25 protein-coding genes are annotated in these 23,271 nt (G+C 61.2%); 6 read left to right on the plus strand and 19 right to left on the minus strand.

The window, feature by feature from the left end; all coding sequences use genetic code 11:
- Positions 1-6: 6 nt before the first annotated feature.
- From PMI20_RS29115 to PMI20_RS29125, 3 genes are read right to left on the minus strand one after another with little or no spacing between them, the layout of a single operon-like run.
- Complete coding sequence (locus PMI20_RS29115; protein ID WP_007924728.1) at positions 7-717, minus strand: PilW family protein; 711 nt, start codon at positions 715-717, stop codon at positions 7-9.
- Positions 714-1,169, minus strand: a complete 456-nt coding sequence (pilV, locus tag PMI20_RS29120; RefSeq protein WP_007924729.1) for a type IV pilus modification protein PilV — start codon at positions 1,167-1,169, stop codon at positions 714-716. The genes PMI20_RS29115 and pilV overlap by 4 nt, the downstream gene beginning before the upstream one ends.
- Complete coding sequence (locus PMI20_RS29125) at positions 1,166-1,636, minus strand: GspH/FimT family pseudopilin (RefSeq protein ID WP_007924730.1); 471 nt, start codon at positions 1,634-1,636, stop codon at positions 1,166-1,168. Before PMI20_RS29125 ends, pilV begins: the two co-directional genes overlap by 4 nt.
- A gap of 132 nt (positions 1,637-1,768) precedes the next feature.
- Between PMI20_RS29125 and PMI20_RS29130 the strand changes: the two genes are divergently transcribed.
- Positions 1,769-2,293 carry a GspH/FimT family pseudopilin gene (locus PMI20_RS29130; protein WP_007924731.1) on the plus strand — a complete coding sequence of 175 codons (525 nt, stop codon included), beginning with the start codon at positions 1,769-1,771 and terminating at the stop codon, positions 2,291-2,293.
- Here PMI20_RS29130 and ispH read toward each other — a convergent pair whose 3' ends face one another.
- The 6 genes from ispH to murJ form a co-directional block, all read right to left on the minus strand.
- Positions 2,294-3,241, minus strand: coding sequence for a 4-hydroxy-3-methylbut-2-enyl diphosphate reductase (ispH, locus tag PMI20_RS29135; protein ID WP_007924732.1), 948 nt, complete (start codon positions 3,239-3,241; stop codon positions 2,294-2,296).
- A 123-nt stretch (positions 3,242-3,364) separates the two neighbouring features.
- On the minus strand, positions 3,365-3,802 hold the full coding sequence (gene fkpB, locus PMI20_RS29140; protein WP_177323788.1) for an FKBP-type peptidyl-prolyl cis-trans isomerase: 438 nt from the start codon (positions 3,800-3,802) through the stop codon (positions 3,365-3,367).
- Between the two features lie 7 nt (positions 3,803-3,809).
- Positions 3,810-4,322: a signal peptidase II gene (gene lspA, locus PMI20_RS29145; RefSeq protein ID WP_007924734.1), complete on the minus strand. Its 513-nt coding sequence runs from the start codon at positions 4,320-4,322 to the stop codon at positions 3,810-3,812.
- Complete coding sequence (gene ileS / locus PMI20_RS29150) at positions 4,315-7,146, minus strand: isoleucine--tRNA ligase (RefSeq protein WP_007924735.1); 2,832 nt, start codon at positions 7,144-7,146, stop codon at positions 4,315-4,317. The genes lspA and ileS overlap by 8 nt, the downstream gene beginning before the upstream one ends.
- Positions 7,147-7,159: 13 nt before the next feature.
- Complete coding sequence (gene ribF, locus PMI20_RS29155) at positions 7,160-8,104, minus strand: bifunctional riboflavin kinase/FAD synthetase (RefSeq protein ID WP_007924736.1); 945 nt, start codon at positions 8,102-8,104, stop codon at positions 7,160-7,162.
- Between the two features lie 129 nt (positions 8,105-8,233).
- Positions 8,234-9,772, minus strand: a complete 1,539-nt coding sequence (gene murJ / locus PMI20_RS29160; protein WP_007924737.1) for a murein biosynthesis integral membrane protein MurJ — start codon at positions 9,770-9,772, stop codon at positions 8,234-8,236.
- A gap of 253 nt (positions 9,773-10,025) precedes the next feature.
- Between murJ and rpsT the strand changes: the two genes are divergently transcribed.
- Positions 10,026-10,304: a 30S ribosomal protein S20 gene (gene rpsT / locus PMI20_RS29165; RefSeq protein WP_007924739.1), complete on the plus strand. Its 279-nt coding sequence runs from the start codon at positions 10,026-10,028 to the stop codon at positions 10,302-10,304.
- A gap of 152 nt (positions 10,305-10,456) precedes the next feature.
- Here the strand turns inward: rpsT and PMI20_RS29170 are convergent, their stop codons facing one another.
- From PMI20_RS29170 to rplU, 5 genes are all read right to left on the minus strand, one after another.
- The gene (locus PMI20_RS29170) at positions 10,457-10,921 is read right to left on the minus strand and encodes a CreA family protein (RefSeq protein ID WP_007924741.1); all 465 of its coding nucleotides are present in this window, start codon (positions 10,919-10,921) and stop codon (positions 10,457-10,459) included.
- A 10-nt stretch (positions 10,922-10,931) separates the two neighbouring features.
- Positions 10,932-12,050: a glutamate 5-kinase gene (proB, locus tag PMI20_RS29175; protein WP_007924743.1), complete on the minus strand. Its 1,119-nt coding sequence runs from the start codon at positions 12,048-12,050 to the stop codon at positions 10,932-10,934.
- 121 nt (positions 12,051-12,171) lie between these two features.
- On the minus strand, positions 12,172-13,395 hold the full coding sequence (gene cgtA / locus PMI20_RS29180; protein ID WP_007924745.1) for an Obg family GTPase CgtA: 1,224 nt from the start codon (positions 13,393-13,395) through the stop codon (positions 12,172-12,174).
- A 195-nt stretch (positions 13,396-13,590) separates the two neighbouring features.
- Positions 13,591-13,848 (minus strand): 50S ribosomal protein L27, encoded by a 258-nt coding sequence (gene rpmA, locus PMI20_RS29185; RefSeq protein ID WP_003228360.1) that lies wholly within the window; start codon positions 13,846-13,848, stop codon positions 13,591-13,593.
- Between the two features lie 35 nt (positions 13,849-13,883).
- Positions 13,884-14,195 (minus strand): 50S ribosomal protein L21, encoded by a 312-nt coding sequence (rplU, locus tag PMI20_RS29190; protein ID WP_007924746.1) that lies wholly within the window; start codon positions 14,193-14,195, stop codon positions 13,884-13,886.
- A gap of 241 nt (positions 14,196-14,436) precedes the next feature.
- On the opposite strand from rplU, the gene PMI20_RS29195 reads away from it, so the two are divergent.
- The 3 genes from PMI20_RS29195 to PMI20_RS29205 all read left to right on the plus strand — a co-directional run bounded on the left by PMI20_RS29195 (position 14,437) and on the right by PMI20_RS29205 (position 16,376).
- On the plus strand, positions 14,437-15,405 hold the full coding sequence (locus PMI20_RS29195; protein ID WP_007924747.1) for a polyprenyl synthetase family protein: 969 nt from the start codon (positions 14,437-14,439) through the stop codon (positions 15,403-15,405).
- Positions 15,406-15,554: 149 nt separating this feature from the next.
- Positions 15,555-15,896 (plus strand): zinc ribbon domain-containing protein YjdM, encoded by a 342-nt coding sequence (locus tag PMI20_RS29200; protein ID WP_007924748.1) that lies wholly within the window; start codon positions 15,555-15,557, stop codon positions 15,894-15,896.
- 207 nt (positions 15,897-16,103) lie between these two features.
- Positions 16,104-16,376, plus strand: coding sequence for a PA4570 family protein (locus PMI20_RS29205; protein ID WP_007924750.1), 273 nt, complete (start codon positions 16,104-16,106; stop codon positions 16,374-16,376).
- Positions 16,377-16,474: 98 nt separating this feature from the next.
- On the opposite strand, the gene bamJ is transcribed toward PMI20_RS29205, so the two are convergent.
- The 3 genes from bamJ to PMI20_RS29220 all read right to left on the minus strand — a co-directional run bounded on the left by bamJ (position 16,475) and on the right by PMI20_RS29220 (position 18,150).
- Complete coding sequence (gene bamJ, locus PMI20_RS29210) at positions 16,475-17,092, minus strand: BamJ family beta-barrel-assembly machinery protein (RefSeq protein ID WP_007924751.1); 618 nt, start codon at positions 17,090-17,092, stop codon at positions 16,475-16,477.
- A gap of 131 nt (positions 17,093-17,223) precedes the next feature.
- Positions 17,224-17,526 carry a DUF6482 family protein gene (locus PMI20_RS29215; protein WP_007924752.1) on the minus strand — a complete coding sequence of 101 codons (303 nt, stop codon included), beginning with the start codon at positions 17,524-17,526 and terminating at the stop codon, positions 17,224-17,226.
- A 135-nt stretch (positions 17,527-17,661) separates the two neighbouring features.
- A complete protein-coding gene (locus tag PMI20_RS29220; RefSeq protein WP_007924753.1) occupies positions 17,662-18,150 on the minus strand; it encodes a TIGR00645 family protein in 489 nt (162 codons plus the stop codon).
- A gap of 159 nt (positions 18,151-18,309) precedes the next feature.
- On the opposite strand from PMI20_RS29220, the gene PMI20_RS29225 reads away from it, so the two are divergent.
- On the plus strand, positions 18,310-20,142 hold the full coding sequence (locus PMI20_RS29225; RefSeq protein ID WP_007924754.1) for a hypothetical protein: 1,833 nt from the start codon (positions 18,310-18,312) through the stop codon (positions 20,140-20,142).
- Positions 20,143-20,174: 32 nt separating this feature from the next.
- Here the strand turns inward: PMI20_RS29225 and PMI20_RS29230 are convergent, their stop codons facing one another.
- Together PMI20_RS29230 and PMI20_RS29235 are read right to left on the minus strand one after the other, a co-directional pair.
- A complete protein-coding gene (locus PMI20_RS29230) occupies positions 20,175-20,486 on the minus strand; it encodes a PA4575 family protein (RefSeq protein WP_007924756.1) in 312 nt (103 codons plus the stop codon).
- 210 nt (positions 20,487-20,696) lie between these two features.
- Positions 20,697-23,135 carry a Lon protease family protein gene (locus tag PMI20_RS29235; protein WP_007924759.1) on the minus strand — a complete coding sequence of 813 codons (2,439 nt, stop codon included), beginning with the start codon at positions 23,133-23,135 and terminating at the stop codon, positions 20,697-20,699.
- Positions 23,136-23,271 lie beyond the last annotated feature (136 nt).

The following is a 23,271-nucleotide window of genomic DNA, read 5'->3' on the forward strand; positions in this document are numbered from 1 at the left end:
ACTCCCTCACAACAGGCGATTGCGCAAGGCGGCCACCACATTGAACGTCTGCGGCCGCACTCGCGCCTGGGGATCGCTCAGGGTCAGGCTCAAACGCACGCTGCGGATCCGTGCCGGGTCTGCGGGATCACGGCTATAGCTGGAGGCCGCGACATCCGTGGCGGTGCTGGCGATGCCGAACGACACGTCGAACGCGCTGACATTGTTCACCAGCACCGCCTGGCCGGAGCCAGTGCCGGTGCCCATCAGCAGTTGATCGTCCTTCAAGCTGTACACCAGGCGCCGCACCGCAAACGCCTGCTGCCCCGAGAGGGCCTTGCGGGCACCGGTATAAGCGGTGGCGCTATTGCGGCAATCGCTCAGCACGGTCCAGGTCGGGGCGCCACCGCTGTCGCCGATATCGGCCGTGACCAGCGTCAGCCGGTGGTTGGCGTTGTCCCAGCGGATCGGCGTTTGCGCATGGCCGGCGAAGTCCGCGGCAATGCTGGCATCGGCGATGCTCTGCAGGCAGCCGAACATGCCGACCATGCGTATCTCCTGGATCATCTTGCTCAGCACGAAGCGCGCATCCTCTTGCAGGCTGGCCGAAGCGTTCTGGCTGACATAGGTGTTTTTGGCCGAGATGAAAATCTGCGTCACGCCCAAGGCCACGATCAGGCTCAACGCCAGCGCCACCAGCATTTCGATCAGACCGAAACCGCTGTTCCCGCGTCTCATGGCTTGCTCCCCGGATCCACCGCCACCCGGCTGCTCAGGACAAAACTGCGAGAGCCTTCAGCAGGCTGGGCAGAAACATGGGCGGCACGGGCGTCGTCCCAGGTGATGCTGATGGTGAACACGCCCTGTTTGAGGCTGATATGGCCCTCGGCGGTCGGCCCGCCGAAACTCTCGACATTGCGCTGGAAGTCATAGAGGTCCTGGTCCCGAACCACACCGAAATTGCCGGCCTCGGGAGCTGCCACGGTGTAGTCCGCGGCGCTGTTGGCGCGGATGCGATCGAGCATGTCATAGGCGATGAAGCTGGCCTGGCTGGTCATCAATGCACTGTCGGTGTAGCGCAGGGCATTGAGCTGGACCGCCGCCGCACCGAGCAGGCCGACGCCGAGAATCAGCACCGCCACCAGCACCTCGATCAGCGTCATTCCGGCCTGCACGCTCCTGCCCGTCATTGGCACTCCCCGTTTACCGCTATCCGTCCATTCAGGCACAGCGTGATCGTCCTGTGTTGCTCGCCCAGCACATAAGTCATGACCGGCGGGACCGCTGCCGATACACCGCCCAACGCGTTGAAGCCAATGCTGTCGAATTCAGAGGTTAGCGTCAGCCGGGCGCCGCGACTGACCGCGGGAACAACCCGCAATACATTCGTCGCCGGTCCGTCGCCTTGATAAATCGACAGCCCCCGGCTCCAGTCCGAATCGACCGCGGCCGGGCGCAGGTGCACCGGCAAGCCGCTGTCGATCGCCTCCAGACGCGCGTAATTCAAGCTGCGCAGCAGTTCGCTGATGTCGCTGTCGGCCTTGGAGCGCTGCGCCATCTGACTGAACGCAGGAACCACCAGGGTCAACAAAACCGCCGAAACTGCCAGGGCTACCAGCAATTCGATCAGCGTGAAACCTTCTGTACGGTGACGCATGCCATCCCCTTGAGCGGCCAGCGGCTATAACTGGCCCTGGCACTTCGAACCTTCATAGACCGAGGGTTTGAGGTTTTGCTCAATGGCCGGGCAGGATTGTCCGGACCTGGCGCACTCCATGGAGGGAGAACCATGCCGCAGAAGGGTTTCGGCCTGATCGAAATAATCGTGGGCCTGGCGCTTGCCAGCCTGCTGATGCTGTTCGCCACCACCTCATTCGGGGAGTTGTTCCAGTCGACACGCCGGCTGGATGCCGCGCAGATGCTTGCCAGCGGTATTCGCAATGCGCGCACCGAAGCCATCCTGCGTCAGCAGCGAACCGTGATTCACGGGTTGAACGACGACTGGAGCCAAGGCTGGCGGATCATTCTGGATATCAGCGGCGAGGGCCCGCAGGACAGCGATAACCCGGTATTGCTTGAACGCCGGGGGGACGCCCGGGTGGCGATTGTCGGCAATCGCCCAGTGGAGCATTTCGTGCGCTTCAGTGGCCTGGGTGATCCGCAGCTGCCCAGCGGCGCCTTTCAGGCCGGGACGCTGCACATCTGCGCGGCCGATCCGGGAACGAGCCAGCACCAGGTGGTGCTTTCCCGCAGTGGGCGGGTCAGCCTGCGCAGCGACAAGGCCGCGCAGGCGTTATGCGACAGACAGGGCTGATCAGAGCAGGGAGCGAACGCGCAGCTCTTTGGGCATGGAGAAAGTGATGTTTTCTTCGCGGCCGGCCAATTCGTCGGCGCCGGTAGCGCCCCAGGCGTGCAACTGCTCGATCACGCCCCGCACCAGCACCTCGGGAGCCGAAGCTCCGGCGGTGATGCCGATGCGCTCGACGCCGTCGAACCAGCTGCGCTGCATATCCTCGGCACCGTCGATCAGGTACGCCGGGGTGGCCATGCGCTCGGCCAGTTCACGCAGGCGGTTGGAGTTGGAGCTGTTCGGGCTGCCCACCACCAGTACCACATCGCACTCGTCGGCCAGTTGCTTGACCGCGTCCTGACGGTTCTGCGTGGCGTAGCAGATGTCGTCCTTGCGCGGCCCGCCAATCGCCGGGAAACGCTGGCGCAAGGCATCGATGACCCGGCTGGTGTCGTCCATCGACAAGGTGGTCTGGGTCACGAACGCCAGCTTTTCAGGATTGCGCACCTGCAGCTCGGCGACGTCTTGCTCGTCTTCCACCAGGTAGATCGCACCGCCATTGCTGGCGTCGTACTGGCCCATGGTGCCTTCGACTTCCGGGTGGCCGGCATGGCCGATCAGGATGCATTCGCGACCGTCGCGGCTGTAGCGCGCCACTTCGATATGCACCTTGGTCACCAGCGGGCAGGTCGCATCGAAGACTTTCAGGCCACGGCCCGCCGCTTCGCTGCGCACGGCCTGGGAAACGCCGTGGGCGCTGAAGATCACGATGACGTCATCCGGCACCTGGTCCAGCTCCTCGACAAAGATCGCGCCGCGAGCGCGCAGGTCTTCGACGACAAATTTGTTGTGCACCACTTCATGACGCACGTAGATCGGCGGCCCGAAGACCTCCAGGGCGCGATTGACGATTTCGATCGCGCGGTCCACGCCAGCGCAGAAGCCACGGGGGTTGGCGAGTTTGATTTGCATGCTGTGCCTCGTGTCTTGCGGGCAAGGAATATTCGGTGCAACCGCTTCGCGATTGCTCGCTGGCCTGCTCGCGCCTACAGCAACCCTACGGAGACTGTAGACGCGAGCCGGCTCGCGATGCCTTTAAAGCGCTTTAACGTCGATGATCTCGACATCAAAGGTCAAGGTTTTACCGGCCAACGGATGGTTGAAATCAACCGTCACCTGGGCGTCATCAAAAGCTTTGACCACGCCTGGCAGCTCGGTATTCGCCGCATCGTTGAAGATCACCAGCAGGCCTTCGGACAGCTCCATATCCTGGAACTGCGAACGCGGGATGATCTGCACGTTTTGCGGGTTCGGCTGGCCAAAGGCGTTTTCCGGCTCGATGTTCAGGCTGCGCTTGTCACCCGCCTTGAAACCGAACAGGGCCGCTTCAAAACCTGGCAACAGGTTGCCGTCACCGACCTTGAAGGTCGCCGGGGCCTTGTCGAAGGTGCTGTCCACCGTGTCGCCGTTCTCCAGGCGCAATGCGAAATGCAAAGTGACTTCCGTGTTCTGGCCGATGCGTTGTTCAGCCAATACCTGTTCAGTCATGAACGGCTTCTCCGGTTTTCTTGCTTTTGAACATATCCAGCGCAAGCATCACCGCACCTACGCTGATGGCGCTGTCGGCAAAGTTGAACGCCGGGAAATACCAGCGGTTCTGCCAATGCACCAGGATGAAATCGATCACATGGCCCAGGGCGATGCGGTCATACAGGTTGCCCAGCGCGCCGCCCAGCACCAGTGCCAGGGCGACCGCCAGCCAGGTTTCGTTGCGCCCCAGGCGCTTGAGCCAGACCACCAGCACCGCGCTGACCACCACCGCGATCAGGGCAAACAACCAGCGCTGCCAGCCCGAGCTGTCCGCCAGGAAGCTGAATGCCGCGCCGGTGTTGTAGGCCAGGGTCCAGCTGAAGTAATCCGGGATCACCACGATCTGCTGATACATCGACAGCGAGCCTTCGAAGTGCAACTTGCTGGCCTGGTCGATGACCAGGACCAGCACGCTCAACCACAGCCAGCCCAGACGGCCGAAACGGCCCGCGGCATTAGGCATAGTGACGAACCTCGCCTGCGCCGCTGATGTTGTCGACGCAGCGACCGCAGATTTCCGGGTGCTCGGGGTGCACGCCGACATCTTCACGGCAGTGCCAGCAACGGGCGCACTTGGCGAAGCTCGACTTGACCACTTTCAGCTTGAGGCCGGCGACTTCGGTTTCCACCGCATCCGCCGGTGCCTGCGCGAAAGGCGCAACGCTGGCGGTGGAGGTGATCAGCACGAAGCGCAGCTCGTTGCTCAGCTTGGCCAGGTCGGCGCTCAACGCTTCCTCGGCGTACAGGGTCACTTCGGCTTGCAGGTTGCCACCGACGGCCTTGGCCGCGCGCTGGATTTCCATTTCCTTGTTGACCGCGACCTTGACCGCCATGATCCGCTCCCAGTAGGCACGGTCCAGCTCGAAGCCTTCCGGCAGCTCGCTGAGGCCCTGGTACCAGGTGTTGAGCATGACCGACTCGTTGCGCTCGCCCGGCAGGTACTGCCACAGCTCGTCGGCGGTGAAGGCGAGGATCGGCGCGATCCAGCGCACCAGCGCTTCGGAGATGTGGAACAGCGCGGTCTGGCACGAACGACGGGCCTTGCTGTCGGCGCCAGTGGTGTACTGGCGGTCCTTGATGATGTCCAGGTAGAAACCGCCCAGCTCCTGCACACAGAAGTTGTGCACCTTGGAGTAGACGTTCCAGAAGCGGTACTCGCCGTAGTGCAGTTCCAGCTCGCGCTGCAGCAGCAGGGTACGGTCCACGGCCCAACGGTCCAGGGCGAGCATTTCTTCGGCCGGCAGGATATCGGTGGCCGGGTTGAAGCCGCTCAGGTTGGAAAGCAGGAAGCGCGCAGTGTTGCGGATACGCCGGTAGGCGTCGGCGCTGCGCTGCAGGATCTGGTCGGAAACCGCCATTTCACCGGAGTAGTCGGTGGCCGAGACCCACAGGCGCATGATGTCGGCGCCCAGGGTGTCGTTGACCTTCTGCGGCGCGATCACGTTGCCCAGGGACTTGGACATCTTGCGGCCGTTCTCGTCGACGGTGAAACCGTGGGTCAGCAGTTCGCGATACGGCGCATTGCCATCGATCGCGCAGCCGGTCAGCAGGGACGAGTGGAACCAGCCGCGGTGTTGGTCGGAACCTTCCAGGTACAGGTCGGCACGCGGGCCGCTGGCGTGGCCCATCGGGTGCGAGCCGCGCAGCACGTGCCAGTGAGTGGTACCGGAGTCGAACCAGACGTCCAGGGTGTCGCTGATCTTGTCGTATTGCGGGGCTTCGTCACCCAGCAACTCGGCCGCGTCCATCTTGAACCAGGCTTCGATGCCTTCGTGCTCGACACGCTTGGCAACGATTTCCATCAACTCGACGGTGCGTGGGTGCAGTTCGCCGCTTTCCTTGTGCAGGAAGAACGGGATCGGCACGCCCCAGTTGCGCTGACGGGAGATGCACCAGTCCGGACGGTTGGCGATCATCGAATGCAGGCGCGCCTGGCCCCAGGCCGGCACGAACTGAGTCTCTTCGATGGCCTGCAACGCACGCTGGCGCAGGGTGTTACCGCTGGTTGGCTGCTTGTCCATGCCGACGAACCACTGCGCGGTGGCGCGGTAGATCAGCGGGGTCTTGTGGCGCCAGCAATGCATGTAGCTGTGGCTGATGGTTTCGGTGTGCAGCAGCGCACCGACTTCAGTCAGCTTGTCGACGATGGCCGGGTTGGCCTTCCAGATGAACTGGCCGCCGAAGAACTCCAGCGAGGTGGCGTAAACACCATTGCTCTGCACTGGGTTGAGGATGTCGTCGTTGACCATGCCGTAACGCTTGCAGGTCACGAAGTCGTCTTCCCCGTAGGCTGGCGAGGAGTGAACCACGCCGGTACCCGCGCCCAGCTCGACGTAGTCAGCCAGGTACACCGGCGACAGACGATCGTAGAACGGGTGACGGAAGTTGATCAGCTCCAGCGCCGAACCCGGGGCGGTGGCGATGACCGAGCCTTCCAGGTTGTAGCGGGCCAGGCAGGACTCCACCAGTTCCTCGGCCAGCACCAGCAGCTTGTCGCCAGCGTCGACCAGGGCGTAGTTGAACTCAGGGTGAACGTTCAACGCCTGGTTGGCCGGGATGGTCCACGGAGTGGTGGTCCAGATCACGATCGAAGCCGGCTTGCTCAGCTTGGCCAGGCCAAAGGCGGCGGCCAGCTTGGCTTCGTCGGCGATCGGGAAGGCCACGTCGATGGTCGAGGACTTCTTGTCCTGGTACTCGACTTCCGCTTCAGCCAGGGCCGAGCCGCAGTCGAAGCACCAGTTCACCGGCTTGAGCCCCTTGAACACGAAACCGCCCTTGACCATTTCCGCCAGGGCACGGATTTCCCCGGCCTCGTTGGCGAAGTCCATGGTCTTGTACGGGTTGGCCCAGTCGCCCAGCACGCCGAGGCGGATGAACTCGGCTTTCTGGCCTTCGATCTGCTCGGTGGCGTAGGCACGGCACAGCTCACGGGTCTTGTCCGAGGACAGGTTCTTGCCGTGGGTGACCTCGACCTTGTGCTCGATCGGCAGACCGTGGCAGTCCCAACCTGGAACATAAGGCGCGTCGAAGCCCGCCAGGGTCTTCGAGCGGATGATCATGTCCTTGAGAATCTTGTTGACCGCATGACCGATGTGAATCGAGCCGTTGGCGTAGGGCGGACCGTCGTGAAGTACGAACTTCGGACGATCCTTGCCAATTTCGCGCAACTTACCGTACAGGCCAATGCTGTCCCAGCGCTGCAGAATCTGCGGTTCGCGCTGAGGCAGGCCGGCCTTCATTGGGAAGGCGGTGTCCGGAAGGTTTAGCGTGGCTTTATAGTCGGTCATTTAAGGCTCTTCATTAGCGATTGGCGCTATGGATACGTGCAACTTCGGCACGGGCGGCGGCGACATCCGCGTTGATCGCCGTCTTCAGCGCCTCCAGAGAGGCGAAACGCTGCTCTTCACGCAGCTTATGGTGGAAAACCACCGTCAAACGCCGGTCATACAGATCGCCGGCAAAATCTAAAAGATGGACTTCCAGGTGGGCCTTGCCATCACCTGCTACCGTCGGCCGCACGCCGATATTGGCGACGCCCGGCCAGGTCTTGCCGTCGATGTCGACATCGACCAGGTACACCCCGGACAACGGTACGCGACGGCGCTTGAGCTGCACATTGATGGTTGGCGTACCCAACTGGCGCGCCAGCTTCTGCCCGTGCAGGACCCGCCCGGCGATGCGGAACGGGCGACCGAGCAGACGCTCGGCCAATACGAAATCGGCAGCCGCCAGCGCATTGCGGACCTGAGTGCTGCTGACGCGCAGGCCATCCAGTTCGACGGTCTGCGCGGCCTCAACGGTAAAACCGTGGGTGATACCGGCCTTTTGCAGGAAATCGAAATCACCGACCCGGTCGCAGCCAAAACGAAAATCATCGCCGACTTCCAGGTGCTGCACACCCAGGCCGTCGACCAGGATGGTCTCGACGAATTCACTGGCGCTGAGCTTGCTCAAGCGCTGGTTGAACGCCAGGCACAGGACCCGGTCGACGCCCTCCTCGGCCAGCAGCTGCAGCTTGTCGCGCAAGCGTGCCAGGCGGGCCGGGGCGGTATCCGGAGCGAAGAACTCGCGCGGCTGCGGCTCGAATATCACCACGCAGCTGGGCACGCCCAACTCAAGCGCACGCTCACGCAGCCGGCCCAGGATAGCCTGGTGGCCACGGTGAACACCGTCGAAGTTGCCAATAGTGGCGACACAGCCCCGATGCTGGGGGCGCAGGTTGTGGAGGCCTCGGACCAGCTGCATAACGCGCTTCTTGCTCATAAAGTGGTCGATTATAACCACACCCGACGGCCGGTGACAGGCAACAGCACGCGCCAAAGTGATCGAACCGACAAAACCACTGCCTCGCCGGCGTCCAAGCGCCTCAGGACCTCAGTGCAACGCCTTGCGATTGAAGTCGCGCAGACGGAAGCCGAACAACACCAGCATGCCGAAATAGGCCACCACGCCCGCCACCACCAGCACACCCAGACGCAGGAAGCGTGCGAGCATATTCCCCTGATCCCAGGCCGGCATGAACTGCATCAGCCCCAGCAACACCGCCGACATCACGCTCACCGCGACGACTAGCTTGAGGGCAAACTTGCCCCAGCCAGGTTGCGGCAGGAACATCTGCTGCTTGCGCAGCTGATAGAACAGCAAACCCGCGTTGATACAGGCCCCGGCGCTGATCGCCAGCGCCAGGCCCGCATGTTTCAGCGGGCCGATGAACGCCAGGTTCAGCAGTTGCGTGACGATCAGGGTGAAAATCGCAATTTTCACCGGGGTACGGATGTTTTGCTGGGCATAGAAACCCGGTGCCAGCACCTTGATCACAATGATCGCGAGCAAACCGACCGAATACGCGACCAGCGCACGCTGGGTCATCGAGGCGTCGAAGGCGCTGAACTGGCCGTACTGGAACAGCGACACCGTCAATGGCTCCGCCAGAATCCCCAGGGCCAGCGCGCAAGGCAGCACCAGCATGAAGCACAGGCGCAAGCCCCAATCGAGAATCCGCGAATATTCATGCCGGTCCTTGTTGGCGTAAGTCTTGGCCAGCGTCGGTAGCAGGATCGTGCCCAGCGCCACCCCCAGAACCCCTGAAGGCAGCTCCATCAGGCGATCGGCGTAATACATCCAGGACACCGAGCCAGCCACCAGGAACGAGGCGAAGATGGTATTGATGATCAGCGAGATCTGGCTCACCGAGACCCCGAGAATGGCCGGCAGCATCTGCTTCAGCACCCGCCAGACCCCAGTGTCGCGCAGGTTCAGGCGCGGTAGCACGAGCATGCCGATCTTTTTCAGGTGCGGCAGTTGATACAGCAACTGCGCCAGGCCACCCGCCAGAACCGCCCAGCCCAGGGCCATGACCGGCGGATCGAAATAAGGTGTCAGGAATACCGAGAAGACGATCATGGCGACGTTCAGCAACGTCGGCACGAACGCCGGGACCGAAAAGCGGTTCCAGGTATTGAGGATCGCCCCCGCCAGAGAGGACAACGAGATCAGCAATATATAAGGAAAGGTCACGCGCAACAGATCGGTGGTCAGCGTGAATTTTTCCGGGGTGTCGACAAAACCTGGCGCCGTCGCCCAGATCACCCAGGGCGCGGCGATGATCCCCAGCGCCGTCACCAGCGCCAGCACCAGGGTCAGCAGGCCGGACACATAGGCAATAAAGGTCCGGGTCGCCTCCTCACCCTGCTGGCTTTTGTATTCCGCCAGGATCGGCACAAAGGCCTGGGAAAAAGCCCCCTCGGCAAAGATGCGACGCAGCAGGTTGGGCAGCTTGAAGGCGATGAAAAAGGCGTCCGTCGCCATTCCGGCGCCGAATGTACGCGCAATGATGGTATCGCGCACGAACCCCAGAACCCGGGAAAGCATGGTGATAGAGCTGACAGCGGCCAACGACTTGAGCAGGTTCATGGAAAGGTTTTTTGCCTGTAGATAAACAGCAGGCGAACAATGCGCCCACTTGTGCGATACTCCGCGCCGCAACAGCACAGAGCCAAAGCTCGCGAGTTTACAGGTCAAGCGCCGGAAATAAATATCCCGCCTCTTCAGATCCAACCACTCAGCGGAACGCATCACCTGCCCTTGACAAGCCTTCAACTCATCGGCATGATTCGCGGCCTATTTTGTTTGCTATTTCCCAAAAAGTCTTTCGAGGAGCTCGACGGTGGCCAACTCACCTTCCGCCAAAAAACGTGCAAAACAGGCTGAGAAGCGTCGCAGCCACAACGCCAGCCTGCGTTCCATGGTTCGTACCTACATCAAGAATGTAGTTAAAGCCATCGACGCAAAAGACGCTGAAAAAGCGCAAGCTGCTTATGTTCTGGCCGTGCCAGTTATCGACCGCATGGCCGATAAAGGCATCATCCACAAGAACAAAGCTGCTCGCCATAAAGGTCGTCTGAATGGCCACATCAAGGCTCTGAACCTTGCTGCTGCAGCCTAAGCGACACGCTTGTTAAAAAACCGACCTCAGGGTCGGTTTTTTATTGCCTGCGATTTACTGCCTTGACCACCAAACCACTATTGCCAGCAATCGAACATCGACCGGCAGCCCCTACAGGGAATAACCACTGCAGGAGCCAGCCCTAAAGACCGTTACGGAGTCTGCGCCCAAGGCAGGATCGGAATCGCCGTCACCGCATTCTGCGGACTGCCCTCGATCAACCGATCGCTATAGACCAGGTACACCAGGGTATTGCGCTTCTTGTCGAGGAAACGCACCACCTGCATGGTCTTGAACACCAGCGAAGTGCGCTCCTTGAATACCTCTTCGCCATCCTTGAGCTCACCCTTGAAGCTGATCGGGCCGACCTGACGACAGGCAATGGAGGCTTCGGCGCGATCTTCCGCCAGACCCAACCCACCCTTCACGCCACCGGTCTTGGCGCGCGACAGGTAGCAGGTCACGCCCTCCACCTTCGGATCGTCGAAGGCCTCGACCACAATGCGGTCATTAGGCCCGACAAATTTGAACACCGTCGACACCTGGCCGATTTCTTCAGCGCAGGCCAGCAGCGGCATCGCCAACAGCAACCCCAACAACCCTTTTGCTACACGCATTGGTTTTTCCTTAGACCAGAATCAGGTTGTCACGGTGAACCAGCTCGGGCTCAGCCATGTACCCCAACAAACCGACAATCGCATCAGAGGACTGACCGATGATTTTTTGCGCTTCCAGGGCGCTGTAGTTGGCCAGGCCGCGGGCGATTTCACGCCCGTCCGGCGCCACGCATACCACCATCTCGCCACGACGGAAGCTGCCCTGAACCAGCTTGACCCCCACCGGCAGCAAGCTTTTGTTGCCTTGGGACAAGGCCGACACCGCACCATCGTCCAACACCAGGGTGCCACGGGTTTGCAGGTGCCCAGCCAGCCATTGCTTGCGCGCCGCCAGCATGCCGCGCTCAGGCGACAGCAAGGTCCCCAGGCGCTCACCCGCCTTGAGACGATCCAGCACACGCTCCAGACGCCCACCGACAATGATGGTGTGCGCCCCGGAACGGGCTGCCAGACGCGCCGCGCGCAGCTTGGTCTGCATACCGCCACGCCCCAGCGCGCCACCCGTGCCACCCGCCACTGCGTCCAGCGCCGGATCGTCGGCACGCGCCTCGTAAATCAGCTGGGCATCGGGATTATTACGGGGGTCCGCATCGAACATGCCGTCGCGATCCGTGAGGATCACCAGCAGATCGGCCTCGACCAGGTTAGCCACCAGGGCCGCCAGGGTGTCGTTGTCGCCGAAACGGATCTCATCGGTAACCACGGTGTCGTTTTCATTGATGACCGGAATCACCTTGAGCTCGACCAGCGCACGCAAGGTGCTGCGGGCATTGAGGTAACGCTTGCGGTCGGACAGGTCGTCATGGGTCAGCAGAATCTGCGCGGTGTGCAAGCCGTGCTCGGCAAAGCTCGACTCCCAAGCCTGCACCAGGCCCATCTGACCAATGGCCGCGGCCGCCTGCAGCTCATGCATCGCACTCGGTCGTGCGGTCCAGCCCAGGCGGCTCATGCCGGCCGCGACCGCGCCGGAGGAAACCAATACCAGCTCGACACCGGCCTCATGCAAGGCCACCATCTGCTCGACCCAGACACCCATTGCCGCGCGATCCAGCCCTTTGCCGTCCGCCGTCAGCAGCGCACTGCCGATCTTCACGACCCAGCGCTGCGCACCTGTCACCTTACTCCGCATCTTCTTCAACCTTAGCTTGAGAGCCACGCGACCGAGCGCGCCCATAAAGTTATTCGTGGCTACGTTTCCCGGATACTAAAACGCCGCTCAGTGAGCGGCGCTTGTAGTTTACTGCAACGAATCAGTCGCGGACGTAAATGATTTCCGGACCATCTTCGTCATCCACATCTTCCTCATCCCAATCATCGTCGCCGATGTCGTGCACGCTCTTCACGCCGCTGCGGCGCAGGGCACGCTGGTCATCCAGAGCCTGCAACTGGGCACGCGCCTCGTCCTCGATACGCTGATCGAGCTCGGCCAATTCGTCGGCATAAGCCGGGTCGGCCGCCAGACGATCGGCACGATCTTCCAGATACCGCATGATGTCGCGACTCAGGCGCTCGGTACCGTCTTTGGAAATAGCCGAGATCACGTACACCGGACCGGTCCACTCCAGGCGATCGACGATCTCCTTGACCCGCGCCTCATGCTCTTCCTCGAGGATCTGGTCGCATTTGTTCAGCACCAGCCAGCGATCACGCTCAGCCAGGGACGGGCTGAACTTGGTCAGCTCATTGACGATCACTTCCGCCGCATCGGCCGGACTGCTTTCATCCAGTGGCGCCATGTCCACGAGATGCAACAGCAGACGAGTACGCGCCAGGTGCTTGAGGAAACGGATCCCCAGGCCCGCACCATCCGAAGCGCCTTCGATCAGACCCGGAATGTCGGCGATCACGAAGCTCTTCCAGCGGTCGACACTGACCACGCCCAGGTTCGGCACCAGGGTCGTGAACGGATAGTCAGCCACTTTCGGCTTGGCCGCGGACACCGAGCGAATGAAGGTGCTCTTACCGGCATTCGGCAAGCCCAGCAGACCAACGTCCGCCAGCACTTTCAGCTCCAGCTTGAGGTCACGCTGCTCACCCGGCTTGCCCGGCGTGGTCTGGCGCGGCGCGCGGTTGGTACTGGACTTGAAACGGGTGTTACCCAGACCGTGCCAGCCGCCCTGCACCACCAGCAAACGCTGACCAGCCTTGGTCAGGTCACCGATCACTTCCTGGGTCCCGGCGTCGATCACCGTGGTGCCGACCGGTACGCGCAGCTCGAGATCCTCACCCTTCTTGCCGGTGCAATCGGTACTGCCGCCATTGGAGCCGCGCTCGGCATCGAAATGACGGGTGTAGCGGTAGTCCACCAGGGTATTGAGGTTTTCGTCGGCGATCATGTAGATCGAGCCGCCATCGCCACCATCACCACCGTTCGGACCACCGTTTTCGATGAACTTTTCCCGACGGAAACTCATGCAGCCATTGCCGCCGTCGCCAGCTTTTACTCGGATCGAAACTTCATCAACGAACTTCATAACAAAACGCCTCTCGCCGCACGGGCGAGCCGAAAAACACTAAGACATAAGACTCTTGCAAAAATGAGCGCAGCGACCCCGATCAACGGCCGTAACATCCAGCGCTGGCAGCCCATACAAACAGTTTTGCAAGAGACTCACCCCACAAACGAAAAAGCCCCGTCGCGAGACAGGGCTTTTCCAGCGATCGCGCAATTAAGCCGCGACGACGCTCACGTAACGACGACCGAAGGCGCCTTTTACTTCAAACTTGATCACGCCTTCGATTTTCGCGAAGAGGGTGTGATCCTTACCCATGCCAACGCCGTAGCCAGCGTGGAATTGGGTGCCGCGCTGACGCACGATGATGTTGCCGGCCTTGATGACCTGGCCGCCATACATCTTCACGCCAAGGCGTTTGGCTTCTGAGTCGCGACCGTTACGGGTACTACCACCAGCTTTTTTGTGTGCCATGAGTTCAATTCTCCTAGTGAGGAATTAGGCTGAAATTAAGCCTGAATACCGGTGATTTTGATCTCGGTGAACCACTGGCGGTGGCCCATACGCTTCATGTGGTGCTTACGGCGACGGAACTTGATGATGCGGACTTTATCGTGACGACCTTGGGAGATCACTTCAGCCTTGACGGTTGCGCCAGCAACAACAGGTGCGCCGATGTTCACGTCGTCGCCATTGGCAACCAACAGAACGCGGTCAAAAGTCACGGATTCGCCAGTGGCGATTTCCAGTTTTTCGATCTTCAGGTATTCACCTTCAGCGACCTTGTATTGCTTACCGCCGGTAACGATTACTGCGTACATGGTATTTCTCCGATAATCCTGCTCACCCAGCTCTTTATAAGAAGAGGTATTGGCTGGCATGGCTGCATGGGGCTGGAACGGCCCAAGTGCAATTGCGTAAGGCAGGTGCTGCCCAGGAAGTTCAGGGTGCGCGATTGTACGCAAGCTGTCTTGACGATGCAAGGGGCCGTCCATCGCGCCTTGACAGCCCCGGACGTGGGTCCTAGCATGCCGCGCAACCCTTCTGGAGCACCTGTCGCTGATGCAACCCCAAGCTTTCTACCGCGCGGTGGCGGACGATTTTAGCGCCGTCGACGGCATCATCAAGAAGCAGCTGACCTCCCGAGTGCCGCTGGTATCGAAAATCGGCGACTACATTACCTCGGCCGGGGGTAAACGCCTGCGTCCTTTATTGGTGCTGCTGTGTGGCAAGGCCCTGGGTCGCGAAGGCGACGACCTGCGCCTGCTGGCCGCCACCATCGAATTCCTGCACACCGCCACCCTGCTGCATGACGACGTGGTCGACATGTCCGGCATGCGCCGCGGCCGCTCGACCGCCAACGCCATGTGGGGCAACGCCCCGAGCGTGCTGGTGGGCGACTTCCTGTACTCGCGCTCCTTCGAGATGATGGTCGAGCTGGGCTCGATGCCGGTGATGAAAATCCTTTCGCAGGCCACCCGCATCATCGCCGAAGGCGAAGTGCTGCAGCTGTCGAAAGTCCGTGATGCCAGCACCACCGAAGAAACCTACATGGAAGTCATCCGCGGCAAGACTGCGATGCTCTTCGAGGCCTCGACCCACAGCGCCGCCGCCCTGGCCGGCGCCACCGAAGAGCAGAGCGAAGCCCTGCGCACCTTCGGCGATCACCTGGGCGTGGCCTTCCAACTGGTGGACGACCTGCTCGACTACCGTGGTGACGCACAAACCCTGGGCAAGAACGTCGGCGACGACCTGGCCGAAGGCAAGCCGACCCTGCCGCTGATCTACACCATGCGCGAAGGCACGCCGGAACAGGCTGCCCTGGTGCGCCAGGCGATCCAGAAAGGCGGTATCGAAGACCTGGAAAGCATCCGCGCTGCCGTGGAGGCCTCCGGTTCCCTGGACTACACCGCGCAACTGGCCCGCGACTATGTCGCTCGCGCCATTGCCTGCCTGGAAGCCCTGCCGCCGAGCGAATACCGCGACGCGCTGGTGGAACTGAGCGAATTCGCCGTAGCCCGCACCCACTAAGATCCGACTGCACACAAGCCCGCTCCTGCCCTGCGCAGGAGCGGGTTTGTTCGTGATGCTTTCCCCCTCGATCCCCCGCTATACCCCTTCCCCAAGCAAAACCCTATATAATGTGCGCTTTTTAGCCTTCCTGAATCCGAGGAGCCTTAGTGAGCACGCTGCCACCCTGCCCGAAATGCAATTCCGAATACACCTATGAAGACGGCGCCCAACTAGTCTGCCCGGAATGCGCCCACGAATGGTCCGCCAACGGCGAAGCCGAGGCCGCATCCGATGAAACCGTGAAAAAGGACTCGGTCGGTAACGTCCTGCAAGACGGCGACACCATCACCGTGATCAAGGACCTCAAGGTCAAGGGCACCTCGCTGGTGGTCAAGGTCGGCACCAAGGTCAAGAACATCCGCCTGTGCGATGGCGACCACGACATCGACTGCAAGATCGACGGTATCGGCCCGATGAAGCTCAAGTCCGAGTTCGTCCGCAAGGTCTGATATTCCGGCTATCGCCCCGTGCCAGGCACGGGGTGAAGCCCTCCCCGCTCCCGCTAGGCTCCCCTCATTTCCCGCTAAATATCAAAAGGCCAGCCCTTTTGACCCACAACAATTTCCACACAGAAAAAAGCAGAAACCGCCAATAGGTACTTGCTATTCATTGAATAAGAATTATTCTCATTGAAACCCATCAAAGAGATGAGACTCATGACTTATTTGATCGACGCATGGCTGGACCGCCCACACCCTTACCTGAGAATCCTGCATCGGGAAACCGGGGAAGTCTGTGCGGTACTGGAAGAAGAAGCCTTGAACGAGCTGCAGGATCAGGGCGACCTGGACCTCAACGGCCTGAGTTCCAGCGAGCCAGTGGTGCTCAAGGAACTGGTGCGCAACCTGTTTCTGTTCTGCTATGCACGGGCCTTGCGCCCTACTGGAACAGCCGAAGGGCAAGGCCTGAGCGCAAAAATACGTCTATGACCCCACCTGACCCCTCTGCCAAGGCAAGCCTTCTCGCGATCCCTACACCGCAAACACGGCGTATGGATCGCGAGCAAGCTCAACCCGGCAGCTGAGGCTTACAGAACGTCGAGCAACTCGACGTCAAACACCAGAACGCTGTGCGGCGGGATGCTGCCAACGCCTTGCGCGCCGTAAGCCAGTTCGCTCGGCACGTACAGACGCCATTTGCTACCGGCATTCATCAGTTGCAGCGCCTCGGTCCAGCCAGCGATCACGCCGCCGACCGGGAATTCCGCAGGCTGGCCGCGCTCGTAGGAACTGTCGAACACGGTGCCGTCGATCAGGGTGCCGTGGTAGTGGGTACGCACGCTGTCTTCACGGGATGGCTTGGCGCCTTCGCCCTGGGTCAGCACTTCGAACTGCAGGCCGGAGGCCAGAGTGGTGATGCCTTCACGCTTGGCGTTTTCAGCCAGGAAAGCCAGGCCCGCACCAGCAGCGGCTTCAGCCTTGGCAGCGGCTTCGGCCTGCATGATTTCGCGGATCACCTTGAAGCTGGCGGACATTTCTTCCTGGCCTACACGGCTAGGCTTGCCGGCGAACGCGTCGGTCAGGCCAGCCAGGATGGCGTCCAGGCTCACGCCCGGTGGCGGGTTGTCACGCAGCTGGTCGCCCAGCTGACGGCCGATACCGTAGCTGACGCGGGTTTCGTCGGTGGACAGATTTACTTCGGACATGACACTGCTCCGCTGTGCGGACGGCTCGGAAATCCGCCGTGCGTACACAGCGCATCCCGGGACGCCCGGAACCAAAAGGGCGAGCAGACTAGCACAGATGCCATGGCGATGATGAACGTGCGTCCCGCCTGTCAGGCCGAGCGGACGGCGAGGGGCACCCGCAGGCTGTCATCGATACCGGCCGAGAGGCCGCACATCTCGTCATGCACTGAGGCATGGATCAGGTTGAAGGGCAGCTTGGGAAAGGCGTGCAACACTTCCCGGGCATGCTCCACCGAACGCAGATGCAACATCTGACCGTGGGCATCGCTCAACGGATAGGCCGCCCCATGCATCCGCGCCTCGAGCAGATAGATGCCGCCTTCGAGGGAGATCAGGTTCAGCTCGTCGATTTTTCCGGCGACGGCATAAGCATTCAACTCGTGCAGGTTCATGAGTGCACCTCGCGCAGTTCAAGCCTGTGACCCTTACAGGGATATGCCTCGGCCGGTAAAAGCACAAGCCACAAACGACGCCGCCCGTCCGTTTCACAACGGCCGGGCGGCGCGGCTACAGCGGTGACCAGGCGATCAGTGCTTGGTCAGCTTGTCCAGGTAGCCCATGGCGAAGGCCGAAATCACAAAGGTCATGTGGATGATCACGTACCACATCAGGTACTGCGGCTCGATGTTCTTCGCATCCATGAATACCCGCAGCAGATGGATCGAGGAGATCGCCACAATGGACGCGGCCACCTTCATCTTCAGAGAGGAGGAGTCCATCTTGCCCAGCCAGTTGAGCTTTTCCTTGTCCTCGTCGATGTCCAGCTGGGACACGAAGTTCTCGTAGCCGGAGATCATCACCATCACCAACAGGCCACCGACCAGCGCCATGTCGATCAACGACAGCAGCACCAGGATCAGATCGGACTCGGCCATGCTGAACACGTTGGGAATGACGTGGAAGACTTCCTGGAAGAACTTCAGGGCCAGGGCCAGCAGCCCCAACGACAGACCAAAGTAGATCGGCGCCAGCAGCCAGCGCGAGGCGTACATTGCATTCTCGATAAAACGTTCCATTGAATCTCACACAGGTCTGAAAACGGCGGCGAGTATATCAGCCGGCCAAAAGCCCATAAACCGCAACCAAATCCATTACCTGCGCGTCTGCCAAAGCGTTTTCTGCTAGTGTCGGAATCACGTGAACAGCTCAATGACATCGGACAGGAAGCCTGGAGAATGGATTTGCGATTGCCTTTGGCGGGTACCGGCCTGTGTATCGCGGTACTGCTCAGCAGCGGCTGCTCGCCCAGCGACGAGAAGCAGCAAGTCAGCCTGGAACAGAAAACCGCACAGTTCGAACAATCCCTGGACGCTATCCAGGACCCCAAGCTCAAGGACGCCATCGCCGATCTGGGCGGTTCGCTGTTACTGCTCGAACGCGCGCAACTGCGGCTCCAGAACAAGCCCATCGAGACCGAATACGGCGATGACGCCCTGGCCCTGCTCAAGCACTACCCCAGCCCGCAGGCGCTGGTCGACACCTACCTCAACGGCCTGTTCGTACTACGCAAGACCTCCAATTCCGACTACCTGACCGACCTGCAGCCGGTGTTTCCCTTCAGCTGCAACATGCCGGCGCAATTCCCCTTCCCCCACGGCCTGGAATGGCAATCCGTGACCCTGAGCAACGGCAAGGTCATCGCCTTCCAACCCGAATGGTCGGAAACCGATCCCGGCATCCAGTTGAGCCCGTCCAGCTCCAACCTGACCAACCCGGATGACCTGACGGTGACCTACCCGTTCATCGAAGGCCTGGAAGTCGAAAACAAGAACCAGCCCCAACCCGTGACGCTGCAAGGCAAGGCCGAAGTGATCGCGCCACACCAGGTCCTCACCTTCGAACTGGGCAAGGCCGATATCGGCAAGCAACGCAGCGACAAGAATGTCAGCGTGAAACTGCTGTCCCTGGACAAGAACAGCGCCGAAATCGAGTTGACCAACAGCGCCCCATTGTCGCCCGAACTCAGCGAGACGCCGCTCAACCCATTGCTGGTGCAGGCACGGGACACTACCGGGCAGATCCTTTCGCGCTCCGGGTCGATCAACGAAAACAGCCAACAGATCGCCTTCTACACCAAACAGCTCAGCGAAATGCAGAGGCAGAAGGCCTGGAGCCAAGCGTTCGAGCAGCAGCTCGAAAATGAGCGCAAAGCCTTCGAGCGCGAGCAGCACAGCCATTACACCAAGGTGTATTTCAACGGCCTGATCGACAAGCTCGAAGTCAATGTGCTGGACTTCTCCGCAGCCACCATCACCCGCAAAGACCTCAATCTGCCGGTGCGACGCTTCGACCCTCTGACCACCGACAGCAAGATCCAGCCCCTGCCCATGCCGGTAGTGGTGTATGACGATCAGGCACCGAACTACCTCAAGGGCGCCAATCTCGACCAAGAAACCTTGAAGAAAAGCGTGGTCGTTCATCAATCCACCGAAGACGCCAGCGCGGCGCGGATCGAGTTCGACCACCCGAGAACCTTCAATGACGAGTTGCTGGGCACGTCCTTCTCCACCGGCGACAGCCCCGTGACCTTCTTCACCCAGAACGAAAACGGCAAACGCGGCGAGCCCATCGAACTGCCATCGGAGGCAGTCGAGGTCGATCCGATGCGCAGCTCGATCACTTACGACCTGACCCTGTTCCCGGAAACCCCGGCTTACGCCGTCGGTGCGATCCCGCTGTTCCTGGCCAGCATCGAGAAGAAAGCCCTGCCCGTCAGCCAACTACCCAAAGGCCTGGAGCTGCGGGGCAATGCGCTGATCGTCGACCAGCGCCTGTTCCCGGCCGAGGCCTGGCGTTTCTACGCCAAGGAAGCCAGCGGCCAGTACCTGAAGGAGATTCTTGCAGTCAGCCATGAGGCGCCGGCAAACGGCCCGGCCTTGTTCGACGTGCATTACTTCTATGGACAGCCCACCGAGCTGGAAACCTACCAGCGCAGCGAACTCAATACCGTCGAATATGGCTTTGAGGTCAAGCTCGACAAGCTGGAGAACCCACCACCCGCCGAGTAGGACTCAGCGGTAGGGATTAATGGGAGATTGCGTCAATGGCGGCAGCGTTCGCCATTGATCTGCCGTAGTTGCGCCTGAAGGTGCAGGCACCAGATCTGCGGATCGTCGGCCAGCTCATAACCATGGGTGGTCAGGCTTTCGACGATGGAATCAAGGATGGATTCAGCCACGCTGGGACCGCAGAAAGGTCCCTGGGCCTTGATGGCCGAAGGTTGCTCGCCAGCCATTCCGGCCGCGAACAGTAGGGTCCACATTCCGTTATCTCCCGCCAGCGGGCGGATACTGCATTCGATACGGGTGACCAGGCCAAGACACTGGCGGGTAAGGCAGAGGTTGCGCGACATGGCGGCGACCCTCGGTAGATCCGGTATTCAGCCCTCATGTGAAGACTGTTTCGATCCAGTGACGACTGTCGTTCTCCTTGCCTGAGAATAGGAAGAAAAGCCTGAGAAGCAAAGTTGACCGGCTGAACAGGCGCCGAATGGTCTATTCACGAAAGTTGACGCCAGCGGACCGGCGCCGCGACGAAGGCCAAGCCCTCGCCGCGGCAAGGCTCATGCCGGCTTGGTTTGCGCCAATGCCTCTTGCGCCTGCTCTTTTTCCGCTTCCTTGAGGTCCTCCTCGCTGACCATTTCAGCGATGACCCGCAGGCGCTCCACCACCCGCGCGTTGACGCTGCCTTCCGGGAACTGGCCATCCGCATCCGGCTCGCCCGCGGGCTCGCCGACCAGCAGGCTCAGGGCCTCGTCAGCCTGGCGCACGGCATACACATGGAATTGCCCGGCGCGGACCGCCGCCAGCACCTTCTCATCGAGCATCAGGGTGGCGACGTTGGCGTGAGGAATGATCGCACCTTGCTCGCCCGTCAGGCCCCGAGCTTCGCAGAGGCGGAAGAAGCCTTCGATCTTCTCGTTGACCCCGCCAACCGCCTGCACTTCGCCGAACTGGTTGATCGATCCGGTAATGGCAAAACATTGCTTGAGCGGGGTTTTCGACAAGGCCGAGATCAGCGTGCATGCCTCGCCCAGCGACGCACTGTCGCCATCGACGTAACCGTAGGATTGCTCCAGCGCGATGCTTGCCGAGATCGCCAGGGGGAATTCCTGGGCGTAACGACTGCCCAGGTAGCCGGTGAGAATCATCACGCCCTTGGAGTGAATCGGCTGGCCGAGATTGACCTCGCGCTCGATGTCGACGATACCGCTGCCCCCCGGGTAGACCGTGGCGGAAATCCGCGCCGGCACGCCAAAGGCCGAGTCGCCCACTTCCAGCACCGTCAGCCCGTTGCACTTGCCCACGGCGGCGCCATCGGTGTCGATCAGAATGATCCCCGCCAGCATGTCGTCGAGAATCCGCGCCGAAACCCGCCCGGTACGGGTGGCCTTGGCTTTGAGCGCCCGTTCGATGTGCCCGGCATCGGTCATCTCGTCCGAGGCCAGGTGACGGATGAAGTCCGCCTCGCTGACCAGCTGGAACAGATCGCCAATACGCGCTGACAAGCGCCCCTGGTGCTCCGCCAGCCGGGCGCTGTAGGTTGCCAGACGCGCCACCGCATCCGCGGTCAGCGGCGCCATGCCTTCTTCGGAGGTGCGGGTTTTCAGCAACTGGGCGAACTGTTCGAGGCTCTCGTCCACCATCGGGATGTCTTCGTCGAAGTCCACCAGTACGCGGAACATTTCCTGGAAGTCCGGATCCAGGTCCTGCAGCGTGTAGTACAGCTGGCGGGCACCAATGATCACGACCTTGACCTGCAACGGGATGTGTTGCGGGGTCAGGGTCACGGTGGCCAGGCGCCCCAGTTCGCCCAGCGGCGACTCCATCTTCAGCTTGCGCGATTGCAGGGCCCGCTTGAGGGCATCCCAGACAAAGGGTTCGCTGAGCATCTTCTCGGCTTCGAGAATCAGGAAACCGCCATTGGCCCGATGCAGGGCACCCGGACGCAACTGCCGGTAAGTGGTGTAGAGCGCGCCCTGGTCGGTGCTGTATTCGATGCGACCAAACAGGTTGTCGTAGGTCGGGTGCGGCTCGAACACCACCGGCGCGCCGCCACTGGCCGGGTGACCGACCACCAGGCTCGGGCCGTACTGTTCTTCCAGCAGCTTGCGGGCCACTGCGTCGGTCTTGCTGTCGTCCACCAGTTGCTCGACCACAGTCTTGAGCAGGTACACCTGCATGGCTTGCAGGTAACCGCATACACCGGCGTTTTCCGCGTACTTCTCGGACAGCGGCGCCAGCAGCGGCTGCAAGGCCAGGGTGATGGTTTCTTCGTTGAGGTGACGCAGCTGGTTGCTCGACTCGCGCTTCCACTGCGGCAGGCTCGCCAGTTCTTCGTTGAGGCGCTCTTCCAGGGCGGAAATGTCCTCATGGAAACGCTCGCGATCGGCTTCGGGCAATTGCGCGAACTCGGCCTCGTCCAGCGCCTTGCCGTCGAGCATCGGGGTGAAGGCGATATTGCTGCTGTCGCGGTACAGCGCGACGTCCTTCTCCAGCGCCAGGCGCTCGATAACGTCGAGGGCACGGTCGTAACGCTGGTTGAACGCGCGGTCGATGGCGCTTTTCTTCTGTTGATAGGACGGATGCTCGAAGACCGCCGGAAAGGTCGCCAGCAAATTGTCGATCAGGCCGTTGATGTCACTGATGAACGCACCCGCGGCCCCCGAAGGCAGCTCCAGCGCGCGTGGCTCGCGCGGCTCATCGAAATTGTTGACGTAGACCCAGTCGGACGGGGTCTGCAGACGTTTGCCTTCAGCCTTCAGGTAGCGTTTGACGAAAGAGAAGCGGCCAGTGCCGGGCTCGCCCATGACAAAGACGTTGTAACCGGGGCGTGGCATGGCCACACCGAACTGCAAGGCTTCGACCGCACGTTCCTGGCCAAGCACACCGCGAAAGGGCTCCAAATCATTGGTGGTCGAGAAGCTGAACTGTTCAGCGGAAAACGGACGGGTCAGCGCTTCGGGCGCTAGACGCAAGCTGGCAGCAACAGGATCAGGCATCGGGCTTCCTTACATCAGGCGGGGCAGATGGGGCATTCTGGCGCCGGGTACAGCGGCTGGCAAGGCGCGACGCAGCGAAAGCGCGGGCAAATCCCCGGCCCCACGCAGACAGCATAAAAACCGTCTATTTCAAGGA

It is taken from the genome of Pseudomonas sp. GM17, from assembly GCF_000282175.2.
GTDB classification, from domain to species: Bacteria; Pseudomonadota; Gammaproteobacteria; order Pseudomonadales; family Pseudomonadaceae; genus Aquipseudomonas; species Aquipseudomonas chlororaphis.

What these genes read in the sequence shown, in the direction of transcription:
- PMI20_RS29115 (WP_007924728.1), bottom strand. Translation starts at nt 717, where the DNA reads ATGAGACGCGGGAACAGCGGTTTCGGTCTGATCGAAATGCTGGTGGCG.
- pilV (WP_007924729.1), bottom strand. Translation starts at nt 1,169, where the DNA reads ATGACGGGCAGGAGCGTGCAGGCCGGAATGACGCTGATCGAGGTGCTG.
- PMI20_RS29125 (WP_007924730.1), bottom strand. Translation starts at nt 1,636, where the DNA reads ATGCGTCACCGTACAGAAGGTTTCACGCTGATCGAATTGCTGGTAGCC.
- PMI20_RS29130 (WP_007924731.1), top strand. Translation starts at nt 1,769, where the DNA reads ATGCCGCAGAAGGGTTTCGGCCTGATCGAAATAATCGTGGGCCTGGCG.
- ispH (WP_007924732.1), bottom strand. Translation starts at nt 3,241, where the DNA reads ATGCAAATCAAACTCGCCAACCCCCGTGGCTTCTGCGCTGGCGTGGAC.
- lspA (WP_007924734.1), bottom strand. Translation starts at nt 4,322, where the DNA reads ATGCCTAATGCCGCGGGCCGTTTCGGCCGTCTGGGCTGGCTGTGGTTG.
- ileS (WP_007924735.1), bottom strand. Translation starts at nt 7,146, where the DNA reads ATGACCGACTATAAAGCCACGCTAAACCTTCCGGACACCGCCTTCCCA.
- ribF (WP_007924736.1), bottom strand. Translation starts at nt 8,104, where the DNA reads ATGCAGCTGGTCCGAGGCCTCCACAACCTGCGCCCCCAGCATCGGGGC.
- murJ (WP_007924737.1), bottom strand. Translation starts at nt 9,772, where the DNA reads ATGAACCTGCTCAAGTCGTTGGCCGCTGTCAGCTCTATCACCATGCTT.
- PMI20_RS29170 (WP_007924741.1), bottom strand. Translation starts at nt 10,921, where the DNA reads ATGCGTGTAGCAAAAGGGTTGTTGGGGTTGCTGTTGGCGATGCCGCTG.
- proB (WP_007924743.1), bottom strand. Translation starts at nt 12,050, where the DNA reads ATGCGGAGTAAGGTGACAGGTGCGCAGCGCTGGGTCGTGAAGATCGGC.
- cgtA (WP_007924745.1), bottom strand. Translation starts at nt 13,395, where the DNA reads ATGAAGTTCGTTGATGAAGTTTCGATCCGAGTAAAAGCTGGCGACGGC.
- rpmA (WP_003228360.1), bottom strand. Translation starts at nt 13,848, where the DNA reads ATGGCACACAAAAAAGCTGGTGGTAGTACCCGTAACGGTCGCGACTCA.
- rplU (WP_007924746.1), bottom strand. Translation starts at nt 14,195, where the DNA reads ATGTACGCAGTAATCGTTACCGGCGGTAAGCAATACAAGGTCGCTGAA.
- PMI20_RS29195 (WP_007924747.1), top strand. Translation starts at nt 14,437, where the DNA reads ATGCAACCCCAAGCTTTCTACCGCGCGGTGGCGGACGATTTTAGCGCC.
- PMI20_RS29205 (WP_007924750.1), top strand. Translation starts at nt 16,104, where the DNA reads ATGACTTATTTGATCGACGCATGGCTGGACCGCCCACACCCTTACCTG.
- bamJ (WP_007924751.1), bottom strand. Translation starts at nt 17,092, where the DNA reads ATGTCCGAAGTAAATCTGTCCACCGACGAAACCCGCGTCAGCTACGGT.
- PMI20_RS29215 (WP_007924752.1), bottom strand. Translation starts at nt 17,526, where the DNA reads ATGAACCTGCACGAGTTGAATGCTTATGCCGTCGCCGGAAAAATCGAC.
- PMI20_RS29220 (WP_007924753.1), bottom strand. Translation starts at nt 18,150, where the DNA reads ATGGAACGTTTTATCGAGAATGCAATGTACGCCTCGCGCTGGCTGCTG.
- PMI20_RS29225 (WP_007924754.1), top strand. Translation starts at nt 18,310, where the DNA reads ATGGATTTGCGATTGCCTTTGGCGGGTACCGGCCTGTGTATCGCGGTA.
- PMI20_RS29230 (WP_007924756.1), bottom strand. Translation starts at nt 20,486, where the DNA reads ATGTCGCGCAACCTCTGCCTTACCCGCCAGTGTCTTGGCCTGGTCACC.
- PMI20_RS29235 (WP_007924759.1), bottom strand. Translation starts at nt 23,135, where the DNA reads ATGCCTGATCCTGTTGCTGCCAGCTTGCGTCTAGCGCCCGAAGCGCTG.